At 69.0% G+C, this 16868-nt stretch carries 16 protein-coding genes; 9 read left to right on the top strand and 7 right to left on the bottom strand.

The window, feature by feature from the left end; genetic code table 11:
- Window positions 1–65: 65 nt before the first annotated feature.
- From AC1RJ9_RS15225 to AC1RJ9_RS15215, 3 genes are all read left to right on the top strand, one after another.
- Entirely contained in the window at window positions 66–593 is a 528-nt protein-coding gene (locus AC1RJ9_RS15225) for an RNA polymerase sigma factor (protein WP_492839539.1), read from the top strand.
- Between the two features lie 97 nt (window positions 594–690).
- A complete protein-coding gene (locus AC1RJ9_RS15220; RefSeq protein WP_492839540.1) occupies window positions 691–1683 on the top strand; it encodes a FecR family protein in 993 nt (330 codons plus the stop codon).
- Between the two features lie 59 nt (window positions 1684–1742).
- Entirely contained in the window at window positions 1743–4130 is a 2388-nt protein-coding gene (locus AC1RJ9_RS15215; RefSeq protein WP_492839541.1) for a TonB-dependent receptor, read from the top strand.
- Window positions 4131–4148: 18 nt separating this feature from the next.
- Here AC1RJ9_RS15215 and AC1RJ9_RS15210 read toward each other — a convergent pair whose 3' ends face one another.
- From AC1RJ9_RS15210 to AC1RJ9_RS15190, 5 genes are all read right to left on the bottom strand, one after another.
- Entirely contained in the window at window positions 4149–4484 is a 336-nt protein-coding gene (locus AC1RJ9_RS15210) for an ArsR/SmtB family transcription factor (RefSeq protein WP_492839542.1), read from the bottom strand.
- Between the two features lie 70 nt (window positions 4485–4554).
- Complete coding sequence (locus AC1RJ9_RS15205; protein WP_492839543.1) at window positions 4555–7767, bottom strand: efflux RND transporter permease subunit; 3213 nt, start codon at window positions 7765–7767, stop codon at window positions 4555–4557.
- Complete coding sequence (locus tag AC1RJ9_RS15200) at window positions 7764–8798, bottom strand: efflux RND transporter periplasmic adaptor subunit (RefSeq protein WP_492839544.1); 1035 nt, start codon at window positions 8796–8798, stop codon at window positions 7764–7766. Before AC1RJ9_RS15200 ends, AC1RJ9_RS15205 begins: the two co-directional genes overlap by 4 nt.
- A 194-nt stretch (window positions 8799–8992) precedes the next feature.
- Window positions 8993–9319 carry a rhodanese-like domain-containing protein gene (locus tag AC1RJ9_RS15195; protein WP_492839545.1) on the bottom strand — a complete coding sequence of 109 codons (327 nt, stop codon included), beginning with the start codon at window positions 9317–9319 and terminating at the stop codon, window positions 8993–8995.
- Window positions 9319–9651 carry an ArsR/SmtB family transcription factor gene (locus AC1RJ9_RS15190; RefSeq protein WP_492839546.1) on the bottom strand — a complete coding sequence of 111 codons (333 nt, stop codon included), beginning with the start codon at window positions 9649–9651 and terminating at the stop codon, window positions 9319–9321. Before AC1RJ9_RS15190 ends, AC1RJ9_RS15195 begins: the two co-directional genes overlap by 1 nt.
- A gap of 153 nt (window positions 9652–9804) precedes the next feature.
- Here AC1RJ9_RS15190 and AC1RJ9_RS15185 point away from each other — a divergent pair, with 153 nt between their 5' ends.
- The 3 genes from AC1RJ9_RS15185 to AC1RJ9_RS15175 all read left to right on the top strand — a co-directional run bounded on the left by AC1RJ9_RS15185 (window position 9805) and on the right by AC1RJ9_RS15175 (window position 12663).
- Window positions 9805–11085, top strand: a complete 1281-nt coding sequence (locus tag AC1RJ9_RS15185) for an NAD(P)/FAD-dependent oxidoreductase (RefSeq protein ID WP_492839547.1) — start codon at window positions 9805–9807, stop codon at window positions 11083–11085.
- Window positions 11086–11197: 112 nt separating this feature from the next.
- Window positions 11198–11401, top strand: a complete 204-nt coding sequence (locus AC1RJ9_RS15180) for a YgaP family membrane protein (protein ID WP_125158031.1) — start codon at window positions 11198–11200, stop codon at window positions 11399–11401.
- Between the two features lie 5 nt (window positions 11402–11406).
- Window positions 11407–12663, top strand: coding sequence for a TolC family outer membrane protein (locus tag AC1RJ9_RS15175; protein ID WP_492839548.1), 1257 nt, complete (start codon window positions 11407–11409; stop codon window positions 12661–12663).
- A gap of 82 nt (window positions 12664–12745) precedes the next feature.
- Here AC1RJ9_RS15175 and AC1RJ9_RS15170 read toward each other — a convergent pair whose 3' ends face one another.
- Together AC1RJ9_RS15170 and AC1RJ9_RS15165 are read right to left on the bottom strand one after the other, a co-directional pair.
- Window positions 12746–14089, bottom strand: coding sequence for an ATP-binding protein (locus tag AC1RJ9_RS15170; RefSeq protein WP_492839549.1), 1344 nt, complete (start codon window positions 14087–14089; stop codon window positions 12746–12748).
- A 2-nt stretch (window positions 14090–14091) separates the two neighbouring features.
- Window positions 14092–14811: a response regulator gene (locus AC1RJ9_RS15165; RefSeq protein ID WP_492839550.1), complete on the bottom strand. Its 720-nt coding sequence runs from the start codon at window positions 14809–14811 to the stop codon at window positions 14092–14094.
- Between the two features lie 154 nt (window positions 14812–14965).
- Between AC1RJ9_RS15165 and AC1RJ9_RS15160 the strand changes: the two genes are divergently transcribed.
- From AC1RJ9_RS15160 to AC1RJ9_RS15150, 3 genes are all read left to right on the top strand, one after another.
- On the top strand, window positions 14966–15373 hold the full coding sequence (locus tag AC1RJ9_RS15160) for a hypothetical protein (protein WP_492839551.1): 408 nt from the start codon (window positions 14966–14968) through the stop codon (window positions 15371–15373).
- Window positions 15374–15459: 86 nt separating this feature from the next.
- The gene (locus AC1RJ9_RS15155) at window positions 15460–15873 is read left to right on the top strand and encodes an EF-hand domain-containing protein (RefSeq protein WP_492839552.1); all 414 of its coding nucleotides are present in this window, start codon (window positions 15460–15462) and stop codon (window positions 15871–15873) included.
- The gene (locus AC1RJ9_RS15150; RefSeq protein WP_492839553.1) at window positions 15870–16796 is read left to right on the top strand and encodes a carboxylesterase family protein; all 927 of its coding nucleotides are present in this window, start codon (window positions 15870–15872) and stop codon (window positions 16794–16796) included. Before AC1RJ9_RS15155 ends, AC1RJ9_RS15150 begins: the two co-directional genes overlap by 4 nt.
- Window positions 16797–16868 lie beyond the last annotated feature (72 nt).

The following is a 16868-nucleotide window of genomic DNA, read 5'->3' as shown; positions in this document are numbered from 1 at the left end:
CGCTTCGGAAAGATTGTCGCAGGCGCGGATTCTGGCGCCGGCCCTTCGAGGAGCGCGACCGCGCCTTGGACGACACAGACGTCCATCCCCTGCTTTCCGCCTACATGGAGCGGCGCGAGGATCTGTTGCGGTATTTCCGCGTGCGTCTGCGGTCGGACGAGGCGGCCGAGGATCTGGTGCAGGACATCTATCTGAAGATCGTGGATCGGCGCGCCGAGGCTATCGACAATCCCGCAGCCTATCTCTACCGCCTGGGTACGAACCTGATGCTGGACCGGATCAAGGTCCGGCGAAGGGCCCAGGCGCGCGACGCCCAATGGCACGGAGCGCATGTGTCGGACATCGGCGGCGACCAGGTCGTTGACGAGGTTCCCGCGGACGAGGCCACCGCCGCCAAGCAGCAACTTTCCCGGGTCCTGGAGGCGGTCGAGGCGATGCCGCCGGCCGCGCGGGAGGCGTTCCGCCTGCACAAGCTGGAAGGGTTGACCCATGCCGAGACCGCGGCGGCGATGGGGGTGTCGCGGTCCAGCGTCGAGAAATACATGATGGCCAGTCTCAAGCTGATCGTCGCTAAGGTCGGGCGGTGGCCATGAGAGGGGCGTGCGACATTCTTTTGAGGCGCCCGCCGCTTTGTGGCGTCTTTGGGGCGAACGGAAAGGCGAACGGCCTTCCAGGATACGGCGAAGTCGAATGAACGGTCAGGATCCGGAGACGAAGGAGGCGCTGCGCGACGAAGCCGTCGCATGGCTGCTCCGTGTCCAGTCCGACACGGCGACGGCCGAGGACTGGATGGCGCTGACCGACTGGCTCGAGGGCTCCGAAGCGCGGCTCGCCGCCTTCGAGGACGCCGAACTGATCATGGCCGATGTCGATCTCAGGAAGGCCGAGATCGCGGCGGGGCTCACGCCTCCGGGGCCGAACGTCATCGCGTTTCCAGAACGGACGGCGCGACCGGCGCGACCGGCGCGGCGCGCCTGGATCGGCGGCGCGATCGCCGCCTCGCTGGCGGTCCTGGTTGGCGGCCCGGCGCTCTGGAAATCCGCGCGGGGCGAGCAGGTCACCTACGAGACCAAGCCGGGCGAGATGCGGCGCATCGACCTTTCGGACGGCACCCGGATCACGCTGGACGGCGGTTCCCGGCTCAGCGTTCGGCTGGGGTGGCGAACCCGCCGAGTCGAAATGGGCTTGGCGCAGGCCAGCTTCGATGTCGCCAAGGATCCTTCCCGGCCGTTCGTGATTGGGGTGGGCGACCAGCGCGTGCGGGTGGTCGGCACCGAATTCAATATCCGCCACGATGTCGGCGGCGTCCGGGTCACCGTGCGCCGAGGCGTCGTCGAGGTCGCCCAGCGAGACGGACGGGGAGGGCCGCCGAGCCGCCTCACCGTGGGTCAGGAACTGCGTCACGATCAGGGCGCGGCGCGATCGGAGGTGCGGCGCGTGGAGCCTGATGGCGCGTTCGCCTGGACCCAGGGGCAGTTGGTCGCCGACAACGAGACGCTGGGCGATATCGTCGCCGACCTCAATCGTCGTTTCGCGACGCCGGTGCGTATCTCGCCAGGGGCGGCGACCCGGCGCTTCTCCGGCGTGATCGCCCTGGACGACCAGGAGACCGCGGTCCGCGCGCTCGCCGCCTATGCGGGTTTGAGCATCGATCGCGCGAACGGGGAAATCGTCCTAAGGTGACGTCCTGACGGTCTTGGAGGGGCGTGATTTTGCATAACCGCGCGTGGCGCCGCCTATGGATGGCGTCGGCGATCGGCCTGGCCGTCGCGCCGCCGCTATGCGCTCACGCGGGCGAAAAGGTGGTCTTCTCTGCGCCCGCGGGCCCCTTCAAGGCGGCGGCCACGGCGTTCGCCTTGCAAGCGCGTGTTTCGATCGATCTGAGCATGGCCGAGGGATGCCGGCCGTCGCCGGGCTTTTCGGGACGCGCGTCTCCCGATACGGCGCTGAGGGCGTTGTTGCGTGGCACCGGATGCGACGCTCGCCAGATCGCGCCGAGGGTCTATAGGGTCACGCTCTCGCAGCCGACGCCGACGGCGACGCGGACGCCTCTCGCATCGGTGGTCCAGGCGTCGGCCGAGACGCCGCCGCCGCTGTCCGAGCTGGTGATTGTCGCCACCCGTCGACTGGCGGTCGCCGACCGTCTGGCCTATTCGGTCAGCGTCCTCGACGCGCGCGCCGCGGCGGCGCGGGGCGTGCGCGACGCCACCGACCTGGCGCTGACGGTTCCATCCATGACGGTGACCAACCTGGGACCCGGACGGGACAAGGTCATCCTGCGAGGCCTTTCGGACGGACCCCTGACCGGCCAGACCCAATCGATGGTCGGCATCTATCTCGACGATGTGCGGCTGACCTACAACGCCCCCGACCCCGATCTGCTGCTGGTCGATATCGGGCAGGTCGAGGTGCTTCGCGGCCCCCAGGGCGCTCTCTACGGCGCCGGCTCGCTGGGCGGCGTCCTGCACCTGACGACGCACCGCCCGGATCCTGAGGCCTTCGACGCCTGGGCCTCCGTCTCGGCTTCGACCACCCACGGCGGTGAGGCCGGAGGACTGGCGTCGGCGATGATCAACATGCCGCTGCTGCATGGCCGGGCCGCGGTTCGGCTGGTCGGCTATGCCGAGCGCCAGGGCGGCTATATCGACGATCTCGGCCAAGGGCGGACGGATGTGAACGTCACGCGCCGCACGGGCGTCCGCCTGACCGCTCGGACGATGCTCGGCGCCGACTGGACCGCCGAGGCCGGCCTGGCCGCCCAGGCGATCGATTCCGAAGACACGCAGTACGCCGATCGCGGGGTCGGGACCTATGGGCGTCGCAATCGGATCGCCGAGCCGCACGACAATGACTTTGTCGAGGTTCATGTCGGCGCCCAGGGCCTTCTTTTCGGACAGGACGCGAAGTTCACCCTGGCCGCCGTGCGGCACGATCTCTCCAGCCGCTACGACGCCAGCGCAGCGCCGCCCGTCGCGGCTACGCCAGGCGCGGCGATGGCCTTCGATGACGACAACCATGTCGGCGCGGTCGTGGCCGAGGCGTCGCTGGCGTCACGGCCGGCGGGGCGGATTCAATGGCAGGTCGGCGCCTTCCTCGCCCGCACCCGACAGGGGCGCGATGGCCTGATCTTCCTGGCCGATCGGCCGGCCGCGCCCTTGGTCCGCGAACAGCGCCGCGACGTGCTGGGCGAGGGCGCGCTCTTCGGCGAGGCGATCGGCGATCTTGGCGGCGGCTGGAGCCTGACGTTGGGCGGGCGACTGTTCGCGACGCGGTCGGAGGCGTCCAGCCGGGCGACGGCGACGGGCGCCGAGGCCGTGTTCCGCGACGCCCAGAACTACCTCGGCTTCGCGCCGAAGGTGGTGGTGTCGTTCGCGCCAAGCGCCGCGACGCTGATCTATGTCCAGGCGGCCGAAGGCTATCGCTCGGGCGGCTTCAACACGGCCGTGATCCCGACCCAGACCTTCGACACCGCCGGCGGCGAGCCGCAGCGCCGCTATGACGGCGATGAGCTGTGGAGCTATGAGGCCGGGGCGAAGGGCGTGTGGCTGGACGGCCGTTTGCGCCTGCGGGCGGCCGCGTTCCTGGCGTCTTGGAAGAACATCCAGAGCGATCAGCTCTTGCCCTCGGGGCTGCCGTACACGGCGAACCTGGGCGACGGCCGCAACGTCGGGCTGGAGTTCGAAGGGAGCTATGTCCACGAAGGGCTGCGGCTGGACGCCAGCTTCCTGCTGAACCATCCGGAGCTGGAGTCCGTCAACGCCGCCTTTCCCGGGCGCAAGGACCTCGGCCTGGCGGGCGTGCCGCGAGGCTCGGCTTCGCTCGGGGCGAACTACGAGCGATCCGTGGGCGAGGGGTGGCGTGCGAGCCTTGACGTCCGGGCGGCCTATATCGGCCGTTCGCGCCTCAGCTTCGACGGCGCGACCGCGCCGTCCATGGGGAACTACGCCACGACCCGCGTCGCCGCGCGACTTCGATCGGAACGCTTGAGCCTGGGCCTGGCGGTCGACAATCTCTTCGATGGCGCGGGCGATACGTTCGCCTACGGCAATCCGTTCACCGTGAAGCTGTCGCGGCAGAGCACGCCGCAAAGGCCAAGGACGATCTCTCTCGAGATCCGCGCGCAATACTGACGATCGACGGTGTCGCGATCAGGTCTTGCTCGTCCCGCGGTAGACGTCGCAAAGCGTCTCCAGCACACGCACCGCGGCCGGGTCGTCCAGCCGGTAGAAGATGGTCTGGGCCTCGCGTCGCGTGGCCACCAGCCCCTCGGCGCGCATCTTGGCCAAATGCTGCGAGGTCGCCGACTGGGCCAGCCCGACATGAGCCGCAAGATCGCCGACGGAGGCCTCGCCATCGATCAGGCGACACAGGATCAGCAGGCGTTGCTCGCTGGCCAGGAGCTTCAGAAGCCTGGCCGCGGAATGGGCGCTGGCGGCCAGATCCTGGATATCGTCGGCCGGCGCCGAGAGGGCTAAGTTATTCATCTGCCTAATGTAGAAGGTACGCATAAAGGTTCAAGGCGACCTGGCTCGAGGTCGCGATCGCCATCCTGGGTCAAGGTTTCGAGGCTTGCGCGCGTCCGGGACGCTCGTCGTCGCGCAGGACGACGTAGATCGCCGGGATGACCAGCACGGTCAGCACCGTCGATGAGGCCAGGCCAAACAGCAGCGAGATCGCCAGGCCCTGGAAGATCGGGTCGAACAGGATCACCGCCGCGCCGATCATGGCCGCCAGGGCGGTCAGGACGATCGGCTTGAAGCGGATCGCCCCGGCCTCCAGCAGCACTTCGCGCAGAGGCCGGCCGCCCGTCTGGCTGTGGCGGATGAAGTCCACCAGCAGGATCGAGTTGCGCACGATGATCCCGGCCAGGGCGATGAAGCCGATCATCGAGGTGGCGGTGAAGGGCGCCTTGAACAGGATGTGGCCGATGACGATCCCGACCAGGGTCAGGGGGATCGGCGTCAGGATCACCAGGGGGAGGCGGAAGCTTTTGAACTGGGCGACGACCAGCACATAGATGCCCAGGATCGCCACCCCGAAGGCCGCGCCCATGTCGCGGAAGGTCACCCAGGTGATCTCCCATTCGCCGTCCCACAGCACGGTGGGCTTGCGCTCGTCGGTCGGCTGGCCGTTCATGCGGATGTCGGGCCTCTGCAGGGCGCCCCAGTCAGCGGTCCTGATGGCCTTGTCGACAGCCATCATGCCGTAGATCGGCGCTTCATAGGCGCCGGCCAGCTCGGCCATCACCATGTCGACGTCGCGGCCGTCGCGGCGGAAGATGTGGGTCGATCCGGGCTCCTGGGAAGCGGTGACGACCTCGCCCAGTTCGACGAGGCGGCCACTCTGGCTCTGGGCCACGGGCAGGGCCGCCAGGCCTTCGCCCCAGCTGCGCGCCGATTGCGGCAGGCGCACCGAAATCTCCAGAGGGTCGCGGCCCTCGCCACGATGGGCGTAGCCGACGACCTGACCGCCGAAGGCCGCGCCGATCGAGTCCAGCACCTGCCGGTCATCGACCTTCAGGGCTTCGAGCCGATCGCGATCGGGGACCAGCCGCAGGCCGGGGCGGGCTTGGCCGTAGCTGTCGTCGATGTCGACAATATAGGGCACGGATCTGAAGATGGCCTTGACCCGCTCGGCCACGGCGCGGCGTGTCTGGGCGTCGGGTCCATAGATTTCGGCCAGCAAGGTGGCCATCACCGGCGGTCCGGGCGGGGCCTCGACGACCTTGATCGACGCGTTGGCGGGCAGGGCGACCTTGGCCAGCCGCTCGCGCAGGTCCAGGGCGATGAGGTGGCTCGAGCGCTTGCGCTCGCCCTTCTCGGCCAAGGCGACGGACAGATCGCCCTGGTCGGGGCGGTTACGCAGATAGTAGTGGCGCACCAGGCCATTGAAATTGAACGGCGAGGCGGTTCCGGCATAGGCGTCGATCGCCGTGACCTCGGGTAGGGTGCGGGTGATCGCGGCCGCATCGGACAGCGCCCGGCCGGTCGCCTCCAGCGAGGTCCCTTCCGGCATGTCCAGCACCACCTGCAGCTCGGACTTGTTGTCGAACGGCAGCAGTTTCACCGTTACGGTCTTAGTGGCGAACATGGCGCAGGCCAGCAGGGTGGCCAGGCCCACGCCGATCAGGAACGTCCAGGCGCTCCTGCGCGTGGCGATCACCCGGCTGGCGACCTGGCGATAGAGCGCGCCCAGCTTGCCTTCGCCATCGTGGTCGTGACCGCCGGCGGCCAGGGTCTTACGGGCGAACCGCACCATCAGCCAGGGGGCGATGACGACCGCCACGAAGAACGAGAACACCATGGCCGCCGAGGCGTTGACCGGGATCGGGGCCATGTAGGGGCCCATCAAACCCGAGACGAACAGCATCGGCAGCAGGGCCGAGACCACGGTCAGGGTGGCCACTACCGTGGGGTTGCCGACCTCGGCCACGGCGTCGACCGCCGCGTCGATCCGACTGCGGCCGTCGTTCATGGCCCAATGGCGGGCGATGTTCTCGATCATCACGATGGCGTCGTCGACCAGGATGCCGATCGAGAAGATCAGAGCGAACAGGCTGACCCGATTGATCGTATAGCCCATCAGATTGGAGGCGAAGAGGGTCAGCAGGATGGTGGTGGGGATGACCACGGCGGTCACCGCCGCCTCGCGCCAGCCGATCGCCAGGCCGATCAGCACCACGATGGACAGGGTCGCCAGGCCCAGGTGGAAGAGCAGCTCATTGGCCTTTTCGTTGGCCGTGGCCCCGTAGTCGCGGGTGACGGCCACGTCCAGGCTGTCGGGTAGCAGTGAGCCCTTGAGCGCCTCGACGCGGGCGAGCACGGCCTGGGAGACGACCACGGCGTTGGCGCCCTTGCGCTTGGCGATCGCCAGGCTGACGGCGGGGGCCTGGCTCCAGGCGCCGTCGACGCGGGCGTAGCGCCAGACGCGGGCCTGATCCTCGCGAGGCCCCTGAATGACGTCGGCGACGTCGCGAACATAGACCGCCTGGCCGCTCGCCGAAGGCAGGGCCAGCAGGCCGATATCGATGGCGCTGGTCAGGCTGCGGCCGGCCATGACGTCGATCGCCTGGCCGCCGCCGCGAACCTGGCCGGCGGGAAAGGCGCGATTGGCCTGGCGCACGGTGTCCATCAGCGCGCCCAGCGACACGCCGTGCTGCGCCAGACGCGTGGGATCGGGCGCGATGCGGATCTCCTCCGGGCGGCCGCCCACGATGAAGGTCAGGCCGACATCATCGACCTTGGCGACTTCGGTGCGCAGCTTGCCCGCCAGCTCATAGAGCGCCTGATCGGTCCACTGGCCGGCGGCGCCGGGCTTGGGCGACAGGGTCAGGACCAGGCTCGGGACGTCATTGATGCCGCGGGTCTGGATTAGCGGCTCGGCGATGCCGGCGGGGATGCGATCATAGTTGGCCCGGATCTTCTCGTGGATGCGCACGGCCGCGGCGTCTGGGTCGACCCCGACCTTGAAGCGGGCGGTGACCATCACCTGGTTGTCGTCGGCGAAGGTATAGACGTGCTCGACCTCGGCGACGCTCTTGACGATGGTCTCCAGAGGCTTGCCGACCAGTTCGATGGCGTCGGGCGCGCGCAGGCCGGGGGCCGCGACCATGATGTCGACCATCGGCACGCTGATCTGCGGTTCCTCCTCGCGGGGGATCGAGACGAGCGCCAAGAGGCCCACGGCGATCGCCGCCAGCAGGATCAGCGGCGTCAGGGGCGACTTGATCGACGCCTTGGTCAGGCGTCCGGAAAGGCCCAGGTTCATCGGGCTGTCTCCGCCGGCGTGAGGACGTCGCCCAGGCGCAGGCCCGACAGGACCTCGACGGTGTCGGGCGCGCCGCTCGCGCGGGTCTGGATCGGCGATTCCGAGATCGCCCCATTGGCGCTGACCAGTCGCGCATAGTCGACGCCAAACCGCGTGACGACATAGCGTCTTGGAATGACGATCGCCTGGCGCTCCCCGATCTTGATGGCGGCGCGCACGCGACGGCCGATCAGGTCGCCGGGCAGGTTGGGGGCGGTGACGTCGGCGGTGACCTGTCCGCCGCTGATCGCCGGATAGATCTGGGTGATGGTCCCGCCCGTGGCGACGCCACGAAGGTCCTCGGCCGCCAGATCGACGGGATCGCCGACCTTGAGCGCGCGCGCCTGGCCTTCGGGCAGTTCGATACGCACGACGAGCGGACCGGCGGTGATCTTGGCGACCGATTGACCGGGCATGACCACCGAACCGACCGGCACGTCCGCGACCAGGACCCGGCCGGCGGCCGGAGCCAGGATCGCGCCCTGGGCGCCCAGTTCGGCGCTGGCGCCGCGCTGGGCGCGGGCCGCCGTCAGATTGGCGTTGGCGGCCTTGGCCTGGGCCTCGACCTGGTCCAGGCGGGCCTGGGCGTAGACGCCGTGCGAGAAGAGATCGCGCGTGCGGGCCAGATCGGCTTGGGCGCGCGCCGCCTCGGCGGCGGCGGCGGCGACCTGGGCGTCGAACGCCCCGGTCTGCAGGGCTAGCCGGTCATCCTTGATCCGGCCGATCACTTGGCCCTGGCGGACGACGTCGCCCTCCTTGACGCTCAAGGCCACCAAGGTTCCGGAGATCCGCGCCCGGGCCTCGGCCATGTCCCGCGTCGTCAGGGTCCCCGGCACGGGTTTGAGGTCCGCCACGGCCTGGGCGCGGATCGTCAGACGGCCGGCGGCGGGCGCCGTCCTGATCGTCGGCGTCGCCGCCTCCTTGGGCTCGCCACAGGCGCTGAGCAGCAAGGCCGCTCCCAAGGCGCTGATCAGATATGGCCGCGCCGTCATGGCGTCCCCTCCAGCTTTTCTTGTGATGGTCGACTAGTGTCCCGATTCCGAAGTTCGCAAGCGTTCGTGGCAAGCTCCGACGAACTTCGGAATCGATAGGGACACTAGTAAGTTTATGTTTCTAGTGTGCTTTTTTGGATTTGAAGTTCGCTCGGAGCCTGATCCAAGTGCGGGCGAACTTCAAATCCAGCACACTAGCGGACGGTCGGCAGGCCCGCGGCCTTCCAGGCCATGATCCCGCCGGTCAGGTGGGTGTCGAGCGCCTGGCCGACCTTCTGGCAGTGGCCCACGGCGGTCGCCGAGCGCTTGCCAGAGCCGCAGCTGAACACCACGGCCTTGTCGCCGGCGTCGGGCAGGGCCTTGGGGTCGAAGCTGGAGAGCGGGACATTAACCGCGCCGGGAATGCGCTCGGCGGCGAACTCGGCGGGCTCGCGCACATCGACCAGCAGAATCTTCTCGGCGTCGAGGGCGGCCTTCACCTGGTGAGCGGTGAGGTCCTTGGTCTTGGGCGATCCGAACATCAATGGGTCTCCTTGGAGGGGGCGGTCTCGGGGACCGCGCAGAACAGACGCGACAGGGTCTCGACCAGGGCGCGGGCCTGACCGCTGCGAAGATCGTAGAAGACGGTCTGGCCCTCGCGCCGGGCCGAGACGACGCCGTCGCGGCGCAGCAGCCCCAGATGTTGCGAGGTCAGGGTTTCGCGAACCCCCAGGGCCTGGGCGAGCGCGCCCACCGACTGCTCGCCGTTGACGAGCGCGCAGACGATCATCAGCCGATGCGGATTGGCCAGCGCCTTGAGCAGGGCGCAGGCGTCGTCCGCGGAGGCCTTGAGGGCGTGAGGCTCAAAATTCATAGTTGCGTATATGCGACTTTGCGAATATTAAGTCAAGCATCGATAGGGTGACGGTATCCCGGTGGTTCGGGCTCAAACCTGATCCAGATCAACATGAGCCGGTGGAGTGAGCCCAATCTCGGCTACGAACCACGGCGTCGGAGGAACGAGATCATGGCCAAGCCCCGCATCGTCATTCTGGGCGCTGGACTAGGCGGCGCGATCGCCGCCTTCGAGATCAAGCAGGCTGTCGGCGACAAGGCCCAGGTCGAGGTCGTGTCGCAGGGCGACACCTTCCACTTTGTGCCATCGAACCCCTGGGTCGCCGTCCATTGGCGCAAGCGCGAGGCCATCGAGGTCAAGCTGCCGCCAGTGTTCCAGAAGAGGGGCATTGGCTTTCGGGGCGTTGGGGCGGCCAAGGTCATGCCTGATCGTAACCAGCTTGAACTGACCGACGGCGTGCTGCTCGACTACGACTACCTGGTGATCGCCACGGGGCCGGAGTTGGCCTTCGACGAAATTCCGGGGCTTGGCCCGCACGGTGGCTTCACCCAGTCGGTGTGTCATGTCGACCATGCCGAGGCCGCCGCCTCCGCCTTCGACCGCTTTGTCGAAAACCCCGGGCCGATCATCGTCGGTGCGGTCCAGGGCGCCTCATGCTTTGGGCCGGCCTACGAGTTCGCCATGATCCTCGACACCGAGCTCAAGCGTCGCAAGATCCGCGACAAGGTTCCCATGACCTTCGTCACCTCCGAGCCCTATGTCGGCCATCTGGGCCTGGACGGGGTCGGCGACACCAAGGGTCTGCTGGAAAGCGAAATGCGCCAGCGGCACATCAAGTGGATCACCAACGCCAAGGTCGCTTCGGTCGAGGCGGGCGTGATGCATGTGGAGGAGATCGGCGAGGACGGCGCGGTCAAGGCGACCCACGATCTGCCGTTCGCCTATTCGATGATGCTGCCGGCGTTCCGGGGCGTGGCGGCCGTCCATGGGGTCGACGGCCTGACCAATCCGCGCGGCTTCATTCTCGTCGACAAGCACCAGCGCAACCCGACCTATCAGAACGTCATGGCCCTGGGCGTCTGCGTGGCCATCGCCCCGACCGGCAAGACGCCTGTGCCCGTGGGCGTGCCCAAGACCGGCTTCATGATCGAGAGCATGGTCACGGCCATCGCGCACAATCTCAAGGACATCGTGGACGGCCACCCCGCCACCCGCGAGGCGACCTGGAACGCCATCTGCCTGGCCGATTTCGGCGACGGCGGCGTGGCCTTCGTCGCCCAGCCCCAGATCCCGCCGCGCAACGTCAACTGGTCGGCCAGCGGCAAGTGGGTGCACTTGGCCAAGGTCGGGTTCGAGAAATACTTCCTGGCCAAGGTCAAGCGCGGCGAGAGCGAGCCCTTCTACGAGAAGCTCGCCCTGGACGTCATGGGCATCCACAAGATCAAGCCCTGAGGGTGGGACGGGGCCGTCATCGCCCGGTCCGCCGGGCCGCGGCCCAGATCGTCGCCTGGACGCACCAGGCCCTGGCCCAGGCAAGCGCCTGAGCCGTTAGAGGAGGTTGACCATGACTATCGACCGTATGGTTCTGGCTTTCGCCGGCTTTGTCGTCCTTCTGGGCGTCGGATTGGCCCATTTCGTTCATCCCTGGTGGATCGCCCTGTCGATCTTCGCCGGACTCAACATGATCCAGGCCGCCTTCACCGGCTTTTGCCCGGCCGCGATGATCTTCAAGAAGCTCGGCGTCAAGCCGGGCGTCGCCTTCCGGTGAGCACCATGCGCGCCGTCCTCGCCCTGACCTTGCTGGCCGGTGTCGTCGCGCCCCTGGGCGCGTCGGCCATGAGTCTGCCCGAGGCCATCGCCCTGGCGCGGCGCTCCAATCCCGGACTTGCCCAGGTGCAGGCCCAGTCCGACGCGGCCTCTGCTCGCCTGGCCCAGGCCCGCGCCGGCCGCCTGCCCAGTCTGACATTGTCCGGCGAAAGCGCCAGCGGAACGACCGATCTTGGCGGCTTCTTCGGCTTTGGTCAGAGTGATGTGTCGCCCCGCGCGGCGTCGCTGCAACTGCGCCAGCCGCTGTTCACCGGGGGCGGCGTCAGCGCCGCCATCGCCCGAGCCGGCGAGGGTGAGGCCGCCGCCCAGGCCGAGCTTGGCGGCGCGACCTCCATGTTGAGCGCGCAGGTCGCGGCCGCCTATGTCGGCGTCCTCAGCGCCCAGGACCTGTTGGCCCTGAGCCGGGCGCAGGTCGTCCAGATGGACACCATCACGGCCCAGGCGAAGCTTCGCTTCAAGGGCGGCGAGATCCCCCGCACCGAGCTCGACCAGGCCGTGGCCCGTCAGGCGGAGAGCCGTGCGGCGCTGGCCCGGGCCGAAGGCCAGCTGGCCAGAAGTCGGGCCCACTTCGTCTCGGTGGTCGGCGCGGAGCCCGACGGCCTGGAGACGGCGATCGTGCCTCCCGCGACGCCCGCCTCGCTCGATGAGGCGATCGCTATGGCTTCCCAATCCAGCCCCATTCTGCTGGCCGCCCAGGCGGCCGAGCGCGCGGCCCAGGCCGGGGTCCGCTACGCCCGCGCCGAACGCCTGCCAAGCCTGGCCTTGACCGCGACCGCCAGTACGGCGCGCGACCAGTTCTTTCCCGGCTATGCCGCCGACGGGGTGACCGTCGGGGTGCAGGGGCGATGGACGTTGTTTTCGGGCGGCGCGGTGAGCGGCCGCGTCGACGAGGCCAATGCGGAGCTTCGCCGCGCCCAGGCGGGCGTGGACGTGGCGCGGGCTCAGGTGCGCGAAGCTGTGATCGGCGCCTGGGGCGATGTGGTCACCGCGCGCGCGGTGATGCTGGCCGCCACCGATCAGGCCAGCGCCGCGACCAGCGCGCTCGACAGTGTCCGCAATGAAGTGCGGGTGGGCCAAAAGCCCGTTCTGGATCTCCTCGACGCCGAGCGCGAGGCCTTGGCCGCGCAAAGCGCCCTGGTCGCGACGCGCGGCGAGGTGACGGTCTCGGCCTATCGGCTCGATGCGCTGCTGCACGGCCAATGAGCTGGTGACGCCCACTGATATTCGAGGCGCGGCAGCGCTTCCTGGCCGGGCGCGGCTTGACCGCCCAAGGCCGACCCGCGGATCAGGCCGCGTCGGCCGGGAGGGTGATTGTCGCGGCCAAGCCGCCCTTTGAGCGGTTGCTCAGGACCAACTGGCCGCCTTGTCCCTTGGCGAGGGCTTGGACGATGGAAAGACCCAGGCCGGCGCCGCCGGTGCGGCGGTTGCGGGAGGCCTCGCCGCGTTCGAATGGGGCCGTAAGGGTCGCCAGCGCCTCGGTTGGCAGGCCCGGACCATCGTCCAGCACCATGATCTCGACCTGGCCTTCCAGGCGGCGAACGTCGAGCGTGACCGCGCCGCCATAGCGGACGGCGTTGTCGATCAGGTTGTCCAGCATCCGCCGCAGAGCCAGGGGCGAGGACCAGGCCTTGCCGGCAATGTCTGGCGCGAGCACGATCGTCTGGCCCATCTCTCGGCGCAGGGCGACCAGGGCTTCCAGTTCGCGACGCAGGTCGATCGATCGAGCCCCGTCGCCGCGACCCGCGTCCTGGCGAGCGAACATCAGGGTGTCGTCCAGCAGTTGGGCCATCTCGGTCAGATCGGCGCCGGCCTTGGCCCGCTGGGTCTCGTCGGCGATGAACTCGGCCCGCAGCGTCAGGCGGGTCAGGTAGGTGCGCAGGTCGTGAGCGATGGCGGCCAGCATCCGGGTGCGCTCGTCCATCAGCCCGCGGATCTGGTCGCGCATGGTGTTGAACGCCGCCGACAGTTCGCGAAGCTCGCGCGGACCGCGCAGCGGCAGGACCTTGGCGTTCAGGTCGTCACCGAACCGGGCCACGTCGTGAGCCAGCAGGCTGACGGGACGGGTGGTCTGGCGCACGGCCAGGGCCAGCATCAGCAAGGTGACCGCCAGCAGGGCGGCGGCCGCCAGCGAGACGCGACCGAAGAACAGGCGGGCTGTCTCGGGCGCGCGGCGGCGCAGGACCAGCACCTCGCCGTCGGTCAGCCGAACCGAGAGCAGCAGCGCATGGCGGCCGGGCAGGGCGCCGTCCCTCAGCCGGCCGCCGCGACGGATGTCGATGCGCAGCGCGCGACCGCCCAGGGCGCTTCGATAGGCCTGGTAGCCGGGGTCGCGGTCGTCGGCGATCCGGGCGCGAAGCCTTAGAGGGGGGAAGTCGGGCTGCAGGGTCGTGCGGATCACCCCGGTGTCGAGGGCCGCGATCACCTTGGCCCTGGCCGCCGGCGGGCTGGCTTCCACCGCCTCGACAATGGCCCGCGCCTCTGAGGGACGGGGCAGCTGATAGAAGCGCACGCCGCCTTCGCCGCCGCCTTGCGGCCACACCAGAAGCGCCGCGCCGATCAACAGCATCACCGCCAGACCGGTCAGCAGGATCGCCGTCATCCGGGTCGAGAGATTGTCGACCAGCAGCATGATCAGACCCGCTCGGCCGGGGCGCTGAACAGGTAGCCGCCGCCCCGCACGGTCTTGATCAAGGCCGATCCGCCGGCGCCCGCGCCCAGCTTGCGGCGCAGGCGGCTGAGCAGGACGTCGATGGCGCGATCGAAAGGCTCGGCGCTGCGGCCTCGCGTCCAGTCCAGCAACTGGTCGCGGCTGAGCACCCGCTGGGGATGGCGCAGGAAGGCCATCAGAAGGTCATGCTCGCCCCCGGTCAGCACGACGGCCTGGCCTTGTGGATCGGTCAGGTCGCGGCTTGCGGTGTCCAGCCGCCAGCCCGCGAAGGCCAGCACCTCGCCGGACGGGGCGCTGGCCACCCGGTGAACCTCGCGCGTGCGGCGCAGGATCGCCTTCACCCGCGCCAGCAGCTCGCGCGGATTGTAGGGCTTGGCCAGATAGTCGTCGGCCCCGATCTCGAGCCCGATCACCCGGTCGATATCATCGCCCTTGGCGGTGACCATGAGGATCGCGACCTCGCCGCCCGCCCGCAGCCGGCGGCACACCGACAGGCCATCCTCGCCCGGCATCATGATATCCAGCAGGACCAGGTCAACCCGGCGACGGGCGGCCAGGCGGTCGAAGGCGGACGCGTCCTCGCAGCCGACCGCCTCGTAGCCCTCGCGGCGCAGCAGCCCCAAGGTCAGGTCCCGAATTTCGGCGTCGTCTTCCACGACCGCGATCAGCGTGTTGTCGGCCATGACAAGCCAATGCCCCAAGCCCGGGTTCGGCGGAAGTCGCGACCAGGCCCGTTTACACTTCGATACAGTTCGTCGGACAGGCGCAAACAGACGATTGCACGACCATGGTCAGGTGGCGGCGTCGAGGGACAACGACACAATCCACGGAGCTATCATGCGCAAGACTTCCATCCTGGCGGCAGGCCTCTCGACCCTTTCCGTGCTGGCCGCGATGATCGCCGCGCCCGCCCAGGCCGGTCAGCACGGCCGCTTCGTCAACGTCCAGGGCGCGCGGGGCCACGGCTATCTCCACAGCCGCGACGTCAGTCGCGAACCGGGCGCGATCGCGGTGTCACGCGGAACCCAGACCAATTCGGGCCGCGGCGTCGCCAGCCATCGCAGCGCCAGCTGGGGCGAGGGCGCCTATCAGGGCGGGGCGACCCGCACCTTCAACAATGGCGCCTCGGCCAGCCGCAGCACCCATGTCGTCGACAACCATGACGGCACGGTGAGCTACGACCATTCGCGCACCGGCTATGACGGCGCCACGCGGTCGGTCAGCGGAACGGTGAACCGCCCCTGATCACCCGTCCCTGACCGAACGCGTCCCGGCCCGCCGCGCCATTGCCCCCAAACCGCGCGGCGGGCCGCTCTTTCCGGAGTTTGAAAGTGAAGATCTTGATCCTGTCGGCCGCCCTGGCCCTGGCCGTCTCGGGAGCTCACGCGGCCCCCCGCACGTTCGGCGGCGGGCTGGAGAAGGCCGACGCCAACCACGACGGCTATGTCACCCCCGAGGAGTTCAAGGCCGCTCGATCAGCCCAGTTCGATCGTCTCGATCGCAACGGCGATGACCTGGTGACGCTGTCGGAGTTCCCCCGCCTGGCCAAGTCGAACCGCCCCAAGGCCAAGGCGCTGAAGACGGTCATCACCCACGCCGACCGCAACGGCGACGGGCGCGTGACCCGCTCCGAGTTCGTGGACGGACCGGCTCCATTGTTCGACCGCGCGGACCTCGACCACGATGGGCGTCTGTCCCGAGACGAGATCGCCGCCGCCCGCGACCAGCTCGAGGCCCTGAAATGAAGATCAAACCCCTGACTACCGCGGCGATCGCCGTGGCGGCTTTGGCCGTGATGGGCGCCGGCGTCGTCGAGGCCCGGCAGCTGGGACTCGGCATACGCGGACAACTTCGTCAGCGCCTGCTGGAGAAGAAGGCCGAGGAGGAGCGGCCCATCGACCTGCGGGGCATTATGCCCGGCGCGCGCAAACAGACCGACGCCTATGGGACCGACGCGGCCCAGCGATTGGACGTCTACACGCCACCGGGCGCCCGCAACGCGCCGATTCTGATCATGGTGCATGGCGGCGCATGGATGATCGGCGACAAGGCCAATACGGGATCGGTCGAGAACAAGCTCAAACACTGGCTGACGAAGGGCTGGATCGTGGTCAGCGTCAACTACCGGATGCTGCCTGACGCCATGGCCTACGAGCAGGCCCAGGACGTCGCCCAGGCCGTGCGATGGGTGCAGGGACATGCCGACGACTGGGGCGGCGATCCGAACAGCGTAATCCTGACGGGCCACTCGGCCGGAGCCCATCTGGTGGCGCTGGTCTCCTCGCGTCCCGACATGGTCGGCAAAGCCTGGGCGGGGACCGTGGTGCTGGATTCGGCCGCAATGCGGATCTCCACGACCATGGCGGGTCGCCATCCCCGCTTTTACGACGAGGCGTTCGGCGACGATCCGACCTACTGGGCCAAGGCTTCGCCGATGGACCAATGGACGCCCAGGGCCGTACCCATGATGCTGGCCTGCTCGACCAGGCGACCCGACGATCCCTGCGCCGACGCCCGCCGGTTCCAGGCCCTGGCGCGAGCGGCGGGGCGCGACATGCCGGTGCTGCCTCTGGATCTGACCCATGCCGACGTCAATCGCACGCTGGGACTGCCCGGCGCCTATACCGATGCCGTCGATGACTTCATCGCCGCGCGGCTTTCTCGGTAGTCGCCCAGGCGCGAGGCTTCGGGATCGGGCGCGCGCCACCGCCCAAGTTGGCGGCCGAACGCCCCGTTCCTG

Source organism: Caulobacter sp. GW822-FHT07D08 (genome assembly GCF_058798735.1).
The sequence above is the reverse complement of the archived record's forward strand: the minus strand, read 5'-3'. Positions and strand labels throughout refer to the sequence as shown.